Here is a 13,558-nt window from a genome sequence, read left to right on the forward strand (position 1 = left end):
TCTGTTCGCTGGCTTTCGGGGAGGGTGGTATCGTCATTCCACGAAGAGAACGCTTGCGCAATGCCGTTGTTTGGCCACGGTTTCTGCCAAAAAACTGAGCAGGGGCGACCGCAAGCGCGCCAGAGCCTTCTAAATCGATTGGAATTGGACAGATCGGCGCGTTGACATGCGTACGGACTTTTCCGAAAAGGGGCGTTGAGAGATGCAAATGTGGTTCTTGAGGGGTTTCAGGATGGGTTTCGCCGGCAGGCTGCGTGTGCGCCACGCCTTGGCCATGCCGCTCCTGGTACCGGCCATGGCTCTTTTCGCGGTGATTTCGGCCTCGCCGGCACGGGCCGATTTCCGGGTCTGCAACGCCACGCAGAACCTGGTCGGTGTCGGCATCGGCTATCGCGCCAAGGCCGGCTGGATCACCGAAGGCTGGTGGCACATCGAAGGATCGAGCTGCAAGACGCTGATCGAGGGACCGTTGTCATCAAGGTTTTACTATCTTTATGCAGAAGACGCCGAGCGCGGCGGACGCTGGGATGGCCCGATCAACATGTGCGTGGCCGAAAAAGAGTTCAAGATCGCCGGCGTTACCGATTGCGTCGCCCGGGGCTTTCAGCGCGCCGGATTCCAGGAATATGACACGGGCGAGCAGGCAAGCTGGATGGTCCAGCTGACTGACGAGCCCGCAACGGATGGCGCTCCAGCCGCCCCGGGAACAAACAGTCAATGAGACGCAGCCGCAAGGTCAAGATCCTCGCCACCATCGGTCCGGCCTCCTCGTCCGAGGAGATGCTGAAGAAGCTGTTCGAAGCCGGCGCCGACGTGTTCCGCATTAATATGAGCCACACCGACCATGAATTGATGCGGACGCTTGTCGGCCGCATTCGTGCCGTCGAGGAGGCGGTCGGCCGGCCGATCGGCGTTCTCGCCGACCTGCAAGGGCCAAAGCTGCGCGTCGGCAAGTTCGCCAACGGCAAAGAGGTGCTGACCGTCGGTCAGACCTTCACGCTCGACGACAATCCCGAGCCCGGCAATTCGACGAGGGTCTACCTGCCGCATCCCGAAATCCTGCGTTCGGTCGAGGCTGGTCATCGCCTGCTGATCGACGACGGCAAGCTCGAGCTCAAGGCGGTCAGCAGCAACGGCAAGGCGATCGTCTGCACCGTCGTCGCCGGCACCACCATTTCCGACAAGAAGGGCGTCAGCCTGCCCGACACCGACCTGCCGGTCGGCGCGCTGACGGAAAAGGACCGCCGGGATCTCGACGCGGTTCTGGCGACCGGCGTCGACTGGGTGGCGCTGTCCTTCGTGCAGCGGCCCGAGGACCTGGCCGAAGCGCGCAAGATCGCACGCGGCCGGGCGCTGATCATGGCCAAGATCGAAAAGCCGCAGGCCGTCGCCCGGCTGGCCGAGATCATCGAGCTTTCGGATGCGCTGATGGTCGCCCGCGGCGATCTCGGCGTCGAGATGCCTCTCGAAGCCGTGCCTGGCATTCAGAAGCAGATCACCCGCGCCGCGCGCCGTGCCGGCAAGCCGGTGGTGGTCGCCACGCAGATGCTGGAATCGATGATCACCGCGCCGGTGCCGACGCGGGCCGAGGTGTCGGACGTGTCGATCGCCGTGTTTGAAGGCGCCGACGCGATCATGCTTTCGGCGGAGTCCGCCGCCGGCGCCTATCCGGTCGAGGCGGTGGCGATGATGAACCGGATCGCCACCAAGGTCGAAACCGACCCGACCTATGCCGGCATTATCAACGCGCAACGCTCGGAACCGGAAGCGACCGGAGCCGACGCGATCTCGCTCGCCGCCCGCGAAATAGCCGAGACGTTGAAGCTGTCGGCGATCATCACCTATACCGCGTCCGGCACGACCGGCTTGCGCGCCGCGCGCGAGCGGCCGCAAGTGCCGATCGTGGCGCTGTCGCCGATCCTCAACACGGCGCGGCGGCTGTCGCTGTTGTGGGGCACGCATTGTGTCGTTTCCCCCGACGCCAGCGACCTCGACGACATGGTCGACCGCGCCTGCCGCATCGCCTTCGATGAAGGTTTCGGCAAGCCGGGCGACCGCGTCATCATCACGGCCGGCGTGCCGTTGAGGACGCCGGGCTCGACCAACATGCTGCGCATCGCCTATGTCGGATCGGAAGTCGGCCGCTAATGTCGGCCGCGGCTGCCGGATAGGCCGGCTGCATGGCGCGTCGTAAACGCGGCGGCCCGGTGCATTGACGGCAGTTGGGCTGCGATCAACGCCGAACTCCGCCAGCTTGCATCAGCCTGTGGCCGGCCGTGAAGCGGTTCGAAGGCCCTATCCGATCTTGAGCTGGAAGTCAGTTAAGGTAATCTCTCCTGGGAGAAAGAGGAGGGTGATCCAATGTGGATGCGCACTGATCTTCTGGAACTCCTCGGCATTGAGCACCCGATAATCCAGGCGCCGATGAGCGGCATCACCACGCCGGAACTGGCGGCGACAGTCAGCAATGCCGGGGCGCTTGGCTCGCTCGGATGCGGCATTCTGCCTGCGGCGGCTATCCGCGAGCAGCTCACGGCGACACAGCACGCCACCAATCGTCCGATCAACGTCAACTTCTTTGCGCACCCGGCGCCGATACACGATGATGCGGCAGCCCAAAGTATGCGAGACCGCCTTCGCGGCTCCTATGAGGAGGTCGGCCTCGGACCGGTGCCCGAGCCGGGCGAGCCCTTCCCCACCTTCGATCGTGAGCGTCTCGAAATTGTGCTCGAGCTGCGCCCCAAGGTGGTCAGCTTCCACTTCGGTCTACCCGACACCGCAATTGTGCAGCAGTTGAAGGCGGCCGGCTGTACTGTCTTGTGTTCGGCCACCACCGTCTCGGAAGCGCGCCAGCTTGAGGCAGGAGGGGTGGACGCCATTATCGCCCAGGGATACGAGGCGGGTGGGCATCGCGGCACATTCACTGGCGACCCTGCTATCGGCACAGCCGGCACTATGGCACTCGTACCGCAGATTGTTGATGCCGTGCGGGTGCCTGTAATTGCCGCCGGCGGTATCTTCGACGGTCGCGGCATTGCTGCCAGCTTTGCACTTGGTGCATCTGGTGTGCAGATCGGCACGGCTTTCCTGGCCTGTCCTGAAGCCAATGTGCAGCCAGTCTATCGCGTAGCATTGCGCTCGGCCAACGACGAGAGCACGTCGGTGACTCGCTGCTTCACTGGCCGCCCAGCGCGCGTGGTGCGCAACCGGTTTGTGATGGAAATGGCTGGTGAGGAAGATGCAGCGTTGGCGTTTCCGCTGCAGGCGAGTCTGGTCATGCCGCTTTCGATGGCAAAGGATGAAAGCAAGCGGGCTGACTTCTTGCCCACTTGGGCCGGGCAGGGCGTTGCGAAGCTGCGGGAGATGCCGGCCGCCGCCCTTGTGGAGAAACTCGTCACAGAAGCAAACGGCATAGATCGGGCCTATAGGGGAGTAGGGGAGTAGGGGAGTAGGGCGCATGTGTTCCACAGTGCAATCTGCACCTCTCACATACTACCCTATTCCCCCTACTCCCTTACTGGTCTCAAATGCCTTCGCCGGCAAGCTCCTCGGAAAGTGCGGCGACCTGGTCCTGGGCGCTGCGCATCATTGGGTAGATGCCGAGCACGCGCTGCCAGGCCTCAAGTGCCGACTGCTTGTGGCCGGTTTCGGCCATGATCTGAGCCAGGCCCGAAAGCGCGCCGAAATGGCGTGGTTCGAGCTGCAGGGTGCGGTCGATGTCCGCCATCGACTTCCCGTAGTTCTTCATCATGAAATGAACAGTGGCGCGCCGGTTCCAGCCTTCCGCATAGGTCGGCTGCAAAGTCACAACCTGATCGAGGAAATCGAGTGCAACATCGAATTTCTGGTTTTCGATCGCCTTCTGCGACCATTGCATCATCAGGTCGATAGAGGCGCTGCCCGACTGGGACCACTCGCTGCCGATCCGTCCGGCGATGCGCTCGGCCGCCTTTTCATTGCGTTCGCGCTTGAGATCGGCAAACAGCTGATCGAGCCGCGCCTGTTTCGTCTTGACGACCGGAGGTGCTGCCGGCGGAGTTGTGGTCGGATCTTCAGCCCACGCCGGCAGCGAGACAGCGCCGGAAACGAGGAAGGCCGTGAAAAATGCAAAAAGAATCCGCATCGCGGGAATCTAGCCCCCGACGCCGGATCGTCAAACTGAATTTAGCGTGAGAGTCGTATCATGCGAACGGAGGCGCGCAGCCTCCGTCGAAAACTCAACCCTGGCGCGCCTTGTAGCGCGGCGCGGTCTTGTTGATGATGTAGACGCGGCCCTTGCGACGAACCAGCTGGTTGTCGCGGTGACGCGCCTTCAACGCCTTGAGCGAATTCTTGATTTTCATGGTCTTGCCCGTCGGTCTGGGCCCGGTCACGGGCCGAATTATTAAGGCGCGCCCACAGACGCGCCTTTGAACTGTGCGTGGCTCATAGACGAGGAGCGTTGCCCGTGTCAACCGCAAGCGCGTTGCCTAAACGATACGGACCGTTTCGTATCATCAAATATCCGTCACTGGCGTTGCGCAGGCTTGAGACGGCTGGAATGATGCGGTTGCGAATTGGAGATCGTCATGCGCCGAATTCTTGTGTCCGCCTGTCTTGTCGTCCTCGCGGCAGGTTCTGTTGCCTATGCGCAGGAATGCGACCGCAACGACGACAGCCAGCAGATGATGAACATCTGCGCCGACGCGGACTACAAATCCGCCGACGCCAAGCTCAACAAGGCCTACCAGGAAATCATCGGCGGAACTGACGCAAAAGCCAGGAAGCTGTTGCAGACGGCGCAGCGCGCCTGGATCGCTTTTCGCGACGCGGAATGCAGCTATTCGGCCGCGGACAGCGAAGGCGGCTCGATCTATCCGATGCTGATATCGGAATGCCTGACGCGGCTGACCGACGATCGCACCAAGCAGCTCACCGCCGATTCGACCTGCGCGGAAGGCGATGTTAGCTGCGCCAGCCCCGACGAGGACGAGAGCGGCGAAATCCAGTAAGCGTAGGTTCTAACTTTGTGTTTGAGCATGATCTTTTCCGAAATCCGGATTCCACTTTTCGCTAGCGCGGACCTTCGGTTCGGGATCATGCTCTAGCTGCGGCGGCTCACGCGCGTAAAATGGCCCATCTTGCGGCCGGGCCGCGCCTCGGCCTTGCCATAGAGGTGCAGCATCAGATCGGGCTCGGCGAGTAGCTCAGGAACGCGCCTGACATCGTCGCCGATCAGGTTTTCCATCACGCAGTCGAACTGCCGGGCGGGATTTCCCAGCGGCAGGCCGGCGACGGCGCGGATGTGCTGCTCGAATTGCGAGATGGTGCAGGCGGCCTCCGTCCAGTGGCCGGAATTGTGGACGCGCGGCGCTATCTCGTTGGCCAACAGCGAACCGTCGGCAAGGACAAAGAATTCGACGCCGATGACGCCGACATAGTCGAGCGCTGCAAGGATCTCTGCCGCCGCCGTTTGAGCCGCAGCCGCCGTCTCGGATTTTACTCCGGCCGGCAGCGTCGAGCTGTGAAGAATACCGTTGCGATGGACATTCCACGCTGGATCGTAGGCGGCGAGCGAGCCGTCGCTGCCGCGCGCGGCGATCACCGAAATCTCGCGCTCGAAGGTGACGAAGGATTCCAGGATCAACGGCACGTTGCCCATCGCCTCGCAAGTGCCGGCAAAGCCGCCTGTTTCCATGTTGCGGAAGACACGCTGGCCCTTGCCGTCATAGCCCATGCGGCGCGTCTTCAATATGCCGCTGCCGTTGAACTGTTTCAGCGCAGCCGTCAGTTCCTCGTCATTGTCGACGGGGCTGAAATCCGCGGTCGGTATGCCGGTGCCGTTGAGGAATTTCTTTTCCGCCAGCCGGTCCTGCGCCACTTCCAGTGCGCGTGCCGGCGGATAGACCGGCACCGTAGAGGCAAGTGCCGCGGCGGCCGCGACCGGTACGTTCTCGAATTCATAAGTAACGACGGCACTGGCCGCAGCCAGCTCGCTAAGCGCGGCCGCGTCGTCATAGGCGGCGACGATCTGCCGGTTGGCGACCTGTGCCGCCGGGCAATCCGGCTGCGGCTCCAGCACGACGATGCGGTAGCCGAGGCGGGCCGCGGCCATCGCCAGCATGCGGCCAAGCTGGCCGCCGCCGATGATGCCGATGCTCGATCCCGCCGGCAGGCTCACGGCGCGTCCGTGGGCTCGGCGGCCACCTTGGCGGTCTGCGCGGCGCGCCAGCTATCCAGCCGGGCGGCGAGCTTTTCGTCGCTCAGCGCCAGCACCGCGGCGGCCAGAAGGGCAGCGTTGGCGGCGCCGGCCTTGCCGATGGCCAAAGTGCCGACCGGAATGCCGGCCGGCATCTGCACGATTGATAGCAGCGAGTCCTGGCCCGACAGCGTCTTTGATTCCACCGGCACGCCGAACACCGGCAGCGGCGTCATCGCCGCCGTCATGCCGGGCAGATGCGCCGCACCGCCGGCACCGGCGATGATCACCTTGTAGCCGGCCGCCTTGGCGCCCTTGGCGAAGTCATAGAGCCGGTCGGGCGTGCGGTGGGCCGAGACGATCAGCCGCTTGTGCGGAATTCCAAGCGCCTCCAGCGTTTCGGCGGCGTGGCGCATCGTCGCCCAGTCGGACTGGCTGCCCATGATGATGGCGACGTCGGCGCGGTGATCGTCCAAGCTTCTGCTCTCCGGCGGCAAAAGCGCGCATTAGCTGAAATCGAGGGGAGCCGCAAGGATGGCCGGAAACGGCAAAGCCGCTTGTGCCGTCTCCGTGGCTACGCACATGGACAGGGTCGGTCTGTCATCGGGCGGCCGCTGCTCGGAAGCGGTTGACGAAGTCGTCAAGTTCAGGCCGTTCGGTATCGGAAATCGCCCAGTAGGAAAAGGCGCTGTCGCTCCAGTGGACCAGCGAGAAGCCACCAGCAGAAAGATCGACCGGTCCGGCTGTCGAGCCGGTTTCCTCGGGCGCGGCGACGAGAGTGATCAGGTGCTCGCGGTGCCTGTAGACCAGTGCCGGCACTGGCTGGTCGGCGATCACCTCGACCCGGCCGCCGAGCAACGCGAAGCCGTCACTGGCAAGGTCAGGTGCCGGCGGCGACAGGCCGACCCTGCCATCCAGCCAGGGTTTGACCGTGTGCCGGTCCGACGAGACGACGTCCACGGGGCTGGCTGCCAGCAGGCTGCGGCGATGGCCGCTGGCGACCGCGGCGGCAAAGCTGTCGGGCGCCCTGCTCAGCATCATCCATTGCGTCGCACCGCTGGCCAGCACGGCGGTAACGATGATCGACGCCGCCAGCGCGCGCCAGTCGAACGCGCCAAATCGGTGCACCGCTCTGTGTGCCGGCGGCACTCGAGCGACGGGCGCCGGCGCCGGCAGCACTTTCTCCGTACCGGCTGTCCCGATTGCAGCGATGCGAGCCTTGAAATCCTCACGGACATCGAGCCTCGGCAGCCCGCTGACGACCGTCTGCAGCGCAGCGATGCGGGCATGCTCGGCGGCGAGCGCCGGATCGGCCGCGATGCGTCGCTCGACAGCCAATGCTGCTGCTGCGTCGAGCTCGCCATCGACCAAGGCATGGATCATCAGCTCCACGCCCGCCGGGTCATCGGGCAGTCCATCGTTGTGCGCGCTCATGGCGCCCTCCCAAGTTGGGATATCAGCAGACCGCGCGCCCTCGCCAGTCGCGACATCACCGTGCCTAGCGGCACGCCAAGCAGCGTCGCGATCTCGCGATAGCTGAGGCCGTTGATGTCGCGCAGCACCACAGTCTCGCGAAATTGGTGCGGCAGCGCGGCGATCGCCGCCTCGAGTGCGGCCGTGTCGGCCTTGGCGATCAGGCTTGCCTCAGGACTATCCGTATCCGGCAGGCCGGCGCCATATGCAGCCGTCATGTCATCGAGGTCGCTCAGGTCGCCGACGGCGACGATACTGCGCGGCCGGTTGCGCGCCAGCCAGGAGTAAGAGGCGTTGCGCACGATCGCCAGCAGCCAGGCGCGCGCATTGCCGCCGGCATAGCCGGCGATGCCCGCATGCGCCTTCAAACAGGCCTCCTGCACCACATCCTCCGCGTCGGCGGCGTTGCCGGTCAGCCAGCGGGCAAGCGCAAGCGCATCCGCGAGATGGGGCAGAACCACCTCGCGAAAGCGCTCGGTCGCGGCCTCTTGGTTCAACACCGTCGCATCGCCCGGCATCCCGGGCAGAACCTTCCGAAAATCCTCACGGAGCGACGGTGATCCTGCCCTGCATGTGCGGGTGAAGCCCGCAGAAATAGGCATAGTCGCCCACTTTGGTGAAGGTGAAGGCATATGTGTCACCGGTGTCAAGCGCCTTGGAGCGAAACGAGGCATCGTTGGCGACCACCAGATGCGGGATGTCGTCGTCATTCTCGAAGGTCACGGTAGTGCCCTGCTTTACCGTCAGCACCGCCGGCGTGAAGGCAAAGTTCTCGATCTTGACCATTGGCTGGCCTGCTGCGTTCAGTGGCATGGCAACCATTATCAGGATCGCCGCCAAACCGAACGTGACAGGGGATACGACCAAGACGCGGGATGGGAAGCGGATCATCGCATTTCCCCTCAGGCCAGCGTGCTGTCGATGATGGCGAGGTCCTGCCCGCCTTGCTTGACTGTCACGCTGCTTGTGCCGAGCAGGCTGCGCAACTGGCCGGCAGGTACCGTCATCGGCCCGGGTGAGGCTGCGGTGCCCGGCGCCGGTTGCGGGAAAGCGGTCGAGCGCGCGGTATGAAAGGTAACGTTGCCTTCGACCTTCTGCATGATCTGGTGGATATGGCCGTTGAGTACGGTGACAGAGCCGAAGCGCTTGAGCAGCGCCAAGGCCTGCGCCGCGTCGTCGGTGCCCCAGCCCCATTCGGGATAAACAGCCCATAGCGGGATATGGGCAAAGACGACGATTGGCGTCGAGGCGGTGACCGCCTTCAGATCATCGGCCAACCATGCCAACTGGTCGGCGCCGAGATTGCCCAGCCCGCCAGCCTTCAGGTTGACGACGTTGACCAGCCCGATGAAATGGACGCCGTTCTGGTCGAACGAATACCAGCCAGCGCCCTTGGTGCCCTTGCCGTAGCGGTCGAGATAGGCCTGGCCATTGCCGTCATCGATCAGGTCGTGCTCACCGGGCACATAATGCACGTCGAAGCCTGCGCCGCCGATGATCTGGGCAGCGTTGTCGAACTGCGCGGCTTTCGACAAATGGGTGATGTCGCCGGTGTGGATCATGAAAGCGGGCTTTTGCGGCAACGCCTGGATCTTGCCGATGGCCTCCTTCAGCGTGTCGATGGCGTGCGGGTTGGCAGCCTTGTCGAAGCCGATGTGGCTGTCGGAGATCTGGAGGAAAGTGAAGCCGGTGGCCAAGGCCTCGGCGGCTTGCGACGCACCGAGCAGGCTGAGCGAGACCGGCACGCCGGCCGAAATTGTCCACAGCACTCCCGTGCCGGCCCAGATCATGCATTCCAGTGCATGACGGCGGCTGATGCCGTCAGCTTCATTGTCGTGGTGGTGGATCATACCGGTCTCCTGCACGCCGGAAATGGCGTCTGTTTGGGAGACCAATGGGCGGGGTGGTTTATTCCGCCCGAAGACTAAAAGTTCATTCACACTGCCGTGATGGCGCACTGGCCCGATGCGAAGCCGGTGCTGGAAGGCACTGGCTCGACCACGCTCTGGCGATGTCTAGTCCGGCCAGCGCAGCGCTCCGGCGGACTGCTTGCGAGCGGGTTTCATCGCATCGGTGGGCCGATCGGCAGCAATCAATACCGCCCGCAGGCGTTCGGCAACGATCTCCGCCTCGCCGGGATGGAGATTGCACGGATCAAGGAAGAAGTGACCGCGCTCGACCTCGTGGTTGCGCACGATCACGGGCGGCGAACCCGCCGCAAGCGCCGAGGCGAGGCCGGCGGCGGTGAAGCGGCTTTCCGGCGCAACAAACACCTGCAGGCGGTCGAGAGGATTTCCGGTCGGATCTGGAATGATACGTGCCTCGATGCCAGGCAGGTCCTGCAATGCGGTTTGCCACAGATGCAGTGCGGCTTCTTCCCGCTGGCGAATGCCGGCATGGTCGCGCCGCTCCCAGGCTTCCAGGGCCGCCATGGTGCCGGCAATGCTCTCCTTGCCGACCTTCATGGCGCGCGCAACGCCGCGGTTCTGGAGATAGGCGGCCCGTACCAGATCCTTGCGGCCGGCAACGATGCCGCTTGTCGGCCCTGAGAGAAATTTGTGCCCGCTGTAGACAACAATGTCGGCGCCGCGCGCCAGAAAGCCATGCAAATCGTATTCCGAGGCGGCGTCGACGATCACCGGCACGCCCTTGGCGTGGCAAATCTCGCAGAACTCCTCAAGCGAGAGCATGCCGTATTGCACGGTGTGGTGCGCAACGACGTAGAGGGCTGCCGCCGTCCGGTCCCGGATCGCCTCGGCAACATGATAATCCTGGGTGACGCTGACCGTGCCGGCAGGCACTGCCTTGGCTCCGGCAAGCCGGATCGACTGGTCGATCGGCGCGCCGTAATTGACGATGTGACCAAGCTGAACGATGACCTCCGATTTGAGGCCCTCGGTGTCGTCCGGCAGCCGCTCGATCGCAAGAAGGCTGGTCCCGGTCATCGCGCCGGCAATTGCCATTGTTATGCCGCTGGCGCAGCATGCGGTGATGAAGCCGGCCTCGCCGCCGGTAAGGCGTGCAATCACCCTACTTGCGGCGCGCTGCAGATCGTCCATCTCGACCCATTGCGAGGCCATTTCCGACATTGCGGCAATCGCTTCTGGCACGATGATCGAAGCACCGAGTGCCGTCATCGTGCCGGAGACATTGATGATTGGGCGAAGGCCAAGTCGTTCGCGGATTGTCGTGTTGGAACGGTCAGCGGCATAGGTCGTCATCTCTGTAGATCCTGTTTAAGATTTCAGGCGGCGATCTCGACGACCGCCTCGATTTCAACTGTGATGTTGCCCGGCAGCGAGCCGACACCGATCGCGGAACGGGCATGTCCGCCAAGCGTATCAAAGACGGCCGCGAAAAGATCGGAACAGCCGTTCACCACCTTGGGGTGCTCGCTGAATGTCGGCGTCGCATTGACAAAGCCAAGCAGCTTGACGACGCGCACGATGCGGCCGAGGTCGCCGGCCGCCGCATGCATGACGGCGAGCAGGTTCAGGCCGGTCAGACGCGCATGCCCGTAGGCCTCTTCAACGCTGACATCCTCGCCGACCTTGCCGGTGCAGAGCGCGCCATCGGCGCGCAACGGCCCCTGGCCGGAGAGGAAGATCAGCCGTCCGCTCTCGGCATAGGTGACGAAGTTGGCGATGGGCTTCGGCGGCTCGGGCAGTGTCAGGCCCAATTCCGCGAGCCGGGTGTAAGGCGTCATAAAAGCTCCTTGCGACAGCTTTCGCCGTCCGATGTCAAAAATGCGAGGCGCGAAACCGCGCCAGAAAACTGCGAAGGCGTTCATTGTCGAACCCCGCCGCCAGAATCTCGGCGGGTGGTCCGACGGCACTGACGCCGCCATCCGCCATGAAAACGATGCGGCTCGATGCGTCGCGCGCAAAAGCCATTTCATGTGTGACCATCAGCATCGTCATGCCGTCTTCGGCGAGGCTGCGCACGACCTCGAGCACCTCGCCAACCAGTTCGGGGTCGAGCGCCGAGGTTATCTCGTCGAGAAGCAATATCTTCGGCTCCATCGCCACGGCGCGGGCGATGCCGACGCGCTGCTGCTGGCCGCCGGAAAGCTCGGCCGGCAGACTGTCGGCTTTGTGGGCGAGGCCTACGCGGCTGAGCCAGTGCTCGGCAATGGTGCGGGCCTCGGCATTGCTCTTGCCGCGCACCTTGCGCAGGCCAAGCATGATGTTGCCGGCCGCAGTCAAATGCGGAAACAGATTGAAGCTCTGGAACACCATTCCGGTCTCGGCTCGCATCGCCGCCAGGTCGCGCTCGCTGCGTCGCTGGCGTGTTCCCGTCTCGCGATAGCCGACTTCTTTGCCGTCGATACGGATCGAGCCGCTGTCGTAGCTCTCCAGGAAGTTGACGCAGCGCAGTAGCGTGGTCTTGCCGCTGCCGGAGGGGCCGATGATAGTCACGACCTCGCCGCGTGTCACTTGCAGGCTGACGGAGCGCAGGACCTCGACGGATCCAAAGGCTTTGGAAACCTCGGTGACATCGAGAAGTGCCGGATTCTGCTGCGAGGCATTGGACATCGTGCTATTCCCGGATGAAGGAGAAACGCCGCTCCAGGCGCCGGCTGGCCAAGGAGAGGGCGTAGTTGACGGCGAAGTAGACGAGCGCACCGAGAATGTAGAGCGGCATCGCCTCATAGGTGCGGCCGATGACCTGGTTGATAGCCTGCATGAGGTCGGTGATGCCGAGCAGCGAGACCAGCGCGCTACCCTTTACCGCGTCGGTGACGCCATTGATCCAGGGTGGCAGGAAACGCCTGAACGCCTGCGGAAAAATGACGTAGGCCAGCCGCTGGCGAAAGGTCAGTCCGATCGCCAGCGCCGCCTCGGACTGACCCTTGGGAATCGAGCCGACAGCGCCCCTGAGATACTCGACCACTTGTGCGGTCTTGAAGAGGGTGAGGGCGAACACGGCCGCCCAAAAGGATTCCAGATGCAGCCCCACCGCGGGCAGGCCGTAATAGACGAAGAAGATCAGCACCAGGATCGGAATGCCGCGGATGGTGTCGCTGAAGATGCGCACTGCCCAGCGCAGCGGAGAAGGACCATAGACAAGGCCGACACCCATCAGCACGCCGGCGATGAGCGATAACACCACGACCAGCAGCGACACCCACAAGGTTACGGCAAAGCCTTCGGCGAGGAACGGCAAGGCGTAGATGATCTGGCTCAGCATGTCAGCGCGCCGCCTTGAACCGGCGCTCGACGAGCCGCAGCGCGAAAAGCAGCGTGTAGCCGGTCAACAGGTACATTGCCGTCACCACCAGATAGACTTCGACAATGCGGAACGTGTTGAAGTTGATCCACTGGGCGCCATAGGTGAGTTCGGGTACCGAGATGACCGACGCCACGGACGTATCCTTGAAGAGCGATATGAATGTGTTGGAAAGCGCCGGCAGGGTTATGCGCAGCATCGTCGGCAGGCGCACATCGAGCAGCCTTTGCCATGGTGTCAGGCCGATTGCCTTGCCGGCGTCGAGCTGACCGCGCGGCACCGCCTCGAGCCCCGAGCGAAACACCTCGACCAGGTAGGCGCCGCTGTAGAGCGACAGCGTGGCAATGAATGAGGTTTGCGCGCTGTAGGCAATGTCGACCACCGTCGGCAAGCCGTAGAAGACCAGATAGACGAGCAGGATCAGCGGCACGTTGCGGATGAACTCGACATACCCCGCGATGATGGTCCGCACCGCACGTCCGGCCGACACGTACCAGACCGCCAGAACGAGCCCGATGACGATGCCGATCGCGATCGAGATGACGGCCAGTTCGAGGCTTAGCAGCAGTCCGCCCCAGAGCTTGTCGAAATGCCGCCAGATAAGGTTGAAGTTGAGAGTATAACCCATGCGTCCTCGTCATGGAGGGCTGTGATGAGAGAAGGCGGAAGGACGTTGTC

General features: G+C 63.6%; 17 protein-coding genes. 4 read left to right on the plus strand and 13 right to left on the minus strand.

Annotation, left to right across the window (positions count from 1 at the left end; genetic code table 11):
• The first annotated feature begins 274 nt into the window (after window positions 1-274).
• From NKI39_RS08245 to NKI39_RS08255, 3 genes are all read left to right on the plus strand, one after another.
• Window positions 275-721, plus strand: coding sequence for a DUF1036 domain-containing protein (locus NKI39_RS08245; protein WP_352489443.1), 447 nt, complete (start codon window positions 275-277; stop codon window positions 719-721).
• Entirely contained in the window at window positions 718-2,148 is a 1,431-nt protein-coding gene (gene pyk / locus NKI39_RS08250; RefSeq protein ID WP_352454861.1) for a pyruvate kinase, read from the plus strand. The genes NKI39_RS08245 and pyk overlap by 4 nt, the downstream gene beginning before the upstream one ends.
• 213 nt (window positions 2,149-2,361) lie before the next feature.
• Window positions 2,362-3,444 carry an NAD(P)H-dependent flavin oxidoreductase gene (locus tag NKI39_RS08255; protein WP_352471169.1) on the plus strand — a complete coding sequence of 361 codons (1,083 nt, stop codon included), beginning with the start codon at window positions 2,362-2,364 and terminating at the stop codon, window positions 3,442-3,444.
• A 79-nt stretch (window positions 3,445-3,523) separates the two neighbouring features.
• Here NKI39_RS08255 and NKI39_RS08260 read toward each other — a convergent pair whose 3' ends face one another.
• A complete protein-coding gene (locus tag NKI39_RS08260; protein ID WP_352489294.1) occupies window positions 3,524-4,123 on the minus strand; it encodes a tetratricopeptide repeat protein in 600 nt (199 codons plus the stop codon).
• Between the two features lie 94 nt (window positions 4,124-4,217).
• On the minus strand, window positions 4,218-4,343 hold the full coding sequence (ykgO, locus tag NKI39_RS08265; RefSeq protein ID WP_006327841.1) for a type B 50S ribosomal protein L36: 126 nt from the start codon (window positions 4,341-4,343) through the stop codon (window positions 4,218-4,220).
• Window positions 4,344-4,568: 225 nt separating this feature from the next.
• Between ykgO and NKI39_RS08270 the strand changes: the two genes are divergently transcribed.
• Window positions 4,569-4,991 (plus strand): lysozyme inhibitor LprI family protein, encoded by a 423-nt coding sequence (locus NKI39_RS08270; protein WP_352817722.1) that lies wholly within the window; start codon window positions 4,569-4,571, stop codon window positions 4,989-4,991.
• A gap of 92 nt (window positions 4,992-5,083) precedes the next feature.
• Here NKI39_RS08270 and NKI39_RS08275 read toward each other — a convergent pair whose 3' ends face one another.
• The 11 genes from NKI39_RS08275 to NKI39_RS08325 all read right to left on the minus strand — a co-directional run bounded on the left by NKI39_RS08275 (window position 5,084) and on the right by NKI39_RS08325 (window position 13,508).
• Window positions 5,084-6,160 carry a 5-(carboxyamino)imidazole ribonucleotide synthase gene (locus NKI39_RS08275; RefSeq protein ID WP_352831369.1) on the minus strand — a complete coding sequence of 359 codons (1,077 nt, stop codon included), beginning with the start codon at window positions 6,158-6,160 and terminating at the stop codon, window positions 5,084-5,086.
• The gene (gene purE / locus NKI39_RS08280) at window positions 6,157-6,654 is read right to left on the minus strand and encodes a 5-(carboxyamino)imidazole ribonucleotide mutase (RefSeq protein ID WP_023678468.1); all 498 of its coding nucleotides are present in this window, start codon (window positions 6,652-6,654) and stop codon (window positions 6,157-6,159) included. Before purE ends, NKI39_RS08275 begins: the two co-directional genes overlap by 4 nt.
• 124 nt (window positions 6,655-6,778) lie before the next feature.
• A complete protein-coding gene (locus tag NKI39_RS08285) occupies window positions 6,779-7,612 on the minus strand; it encodes an anti-sigma factor family protein (protein ID WP_352831371.1) in 834 nt (277 codons plus the stop codon).
• The gene (locus NKI39_RS08290) at window positions 7,609-8,169 is read right to left on the minus strand and encodes a sigma-70 family RNA polymerase sigma factor (protein ID WP_352817726.1); all 561 of its coding nucleotides are present in this window, start codon (window positions 8,167-8,169) and stop codon (window positions 7,609-7,611) included. The genes NKI39_RS08285 and NKI39_RS08290 overlap by 4 nt, the downstream gene beginning before the upstream one ends.
• 25 nt (window positions 8,170-8,194) lie before the next feature.
• On the minus strand, window positions 8,195-8,542 hold the full coding sequence (locus tag NKI39_RS08295; RefSeq protein WP_352540268.1) for a cupredoxin domain-containing protein: 348 nt from the start codon (window positions 8,540-8,542) through the stop codon (window positions 8,195-8,197).
• An 11-nt stretch (window positions 8,543-8,553) separates the two neighbouring features.
• On the minus strand, window positions 8,554-9,498 hold the full coding sequence (locus NKI39_RS08300; RefSeq protein WP_352452518.1) for a metallophosphoesterase family protein: 945 nt from the start codon (window positions 9,496-9,498) through the stop codon (window positions 8,554-8,556).
• Window positions 9,499-9,666: 168 nt separating this feature from the next.
• Window positions 9,667-10,872 (minus strand): aminotransferase class V-fold PLP-dependent enzyme, encoded by a 1,206-nt coding sequence (locus NKI39_RS08305; protein WP_352831373.1) that lies wholly within the window; start codon window positions 10,870-10,872, stop codon window positions 9,667-9,669.
• A 23-nt stretch (window positions 10,873-10,895) separates the two neighbouring features.
• Window positions 10,896-11,357 (minus strand): RidA family protein, encoded by a 462-nt coding sequence (locus NKI39_RS08310; RefSeq protein ID WP_352817731.1) that lies wholly within the window; start codon window positions 11,355-11,357, stop codon window positions 10,896-10,898.
• Between the two features lie 34 nt (window positions 11,358-11,391).
• Window positions 11,392-12,186: an amino acid ABC transporter ATP-binding protein gene (locus tag NKI39_RS08315; protein WP_352831375.1), complete on the minus strand. Its 795-nt coding sequence runs from the start codon at window positions 12,184-12,186 to the stop codon at window positions 11,392-11,394.
• 4 nt (window positions 12,187-12,190) lie between these two features.
• On the minus strand, window positions 12,191-12,841 hold the full coding sequence (locus tag NKI39_RS08320; RefSeq protein ID WP_352831376.1) for an amino acid ABC transporter permease: 651 nt from the start codon (window positions 12,839-12,841) through the stop codon (window positions 12,191-12,193).
• Window position 12,842: 1 nt separating this feature from the next.
• The gene (locus NKI39_RS08325) at window positions 12,843-13,508 is read right to left on the minus strand and encodes an amino acid ABC transporter permease (protein WP_023678477.1); all 666 of its coding nucleotides are present in this window, start codon (window positions 13,506-13,508) and stop codon (window positions 12,843-12,845) included.
• Window positions 13,509-13,558 lie beyond the last annotated feature (50 nt).

The organism is Mesorhizobium sp. M0664 (assembly GCF_040320565.1).
Taxonomy (GTDB): Bacteria; Pseudomonadota; Alphaproteobacteria; order Rhizobiales; family Rhizobiaceae; genus Mesorhizobium.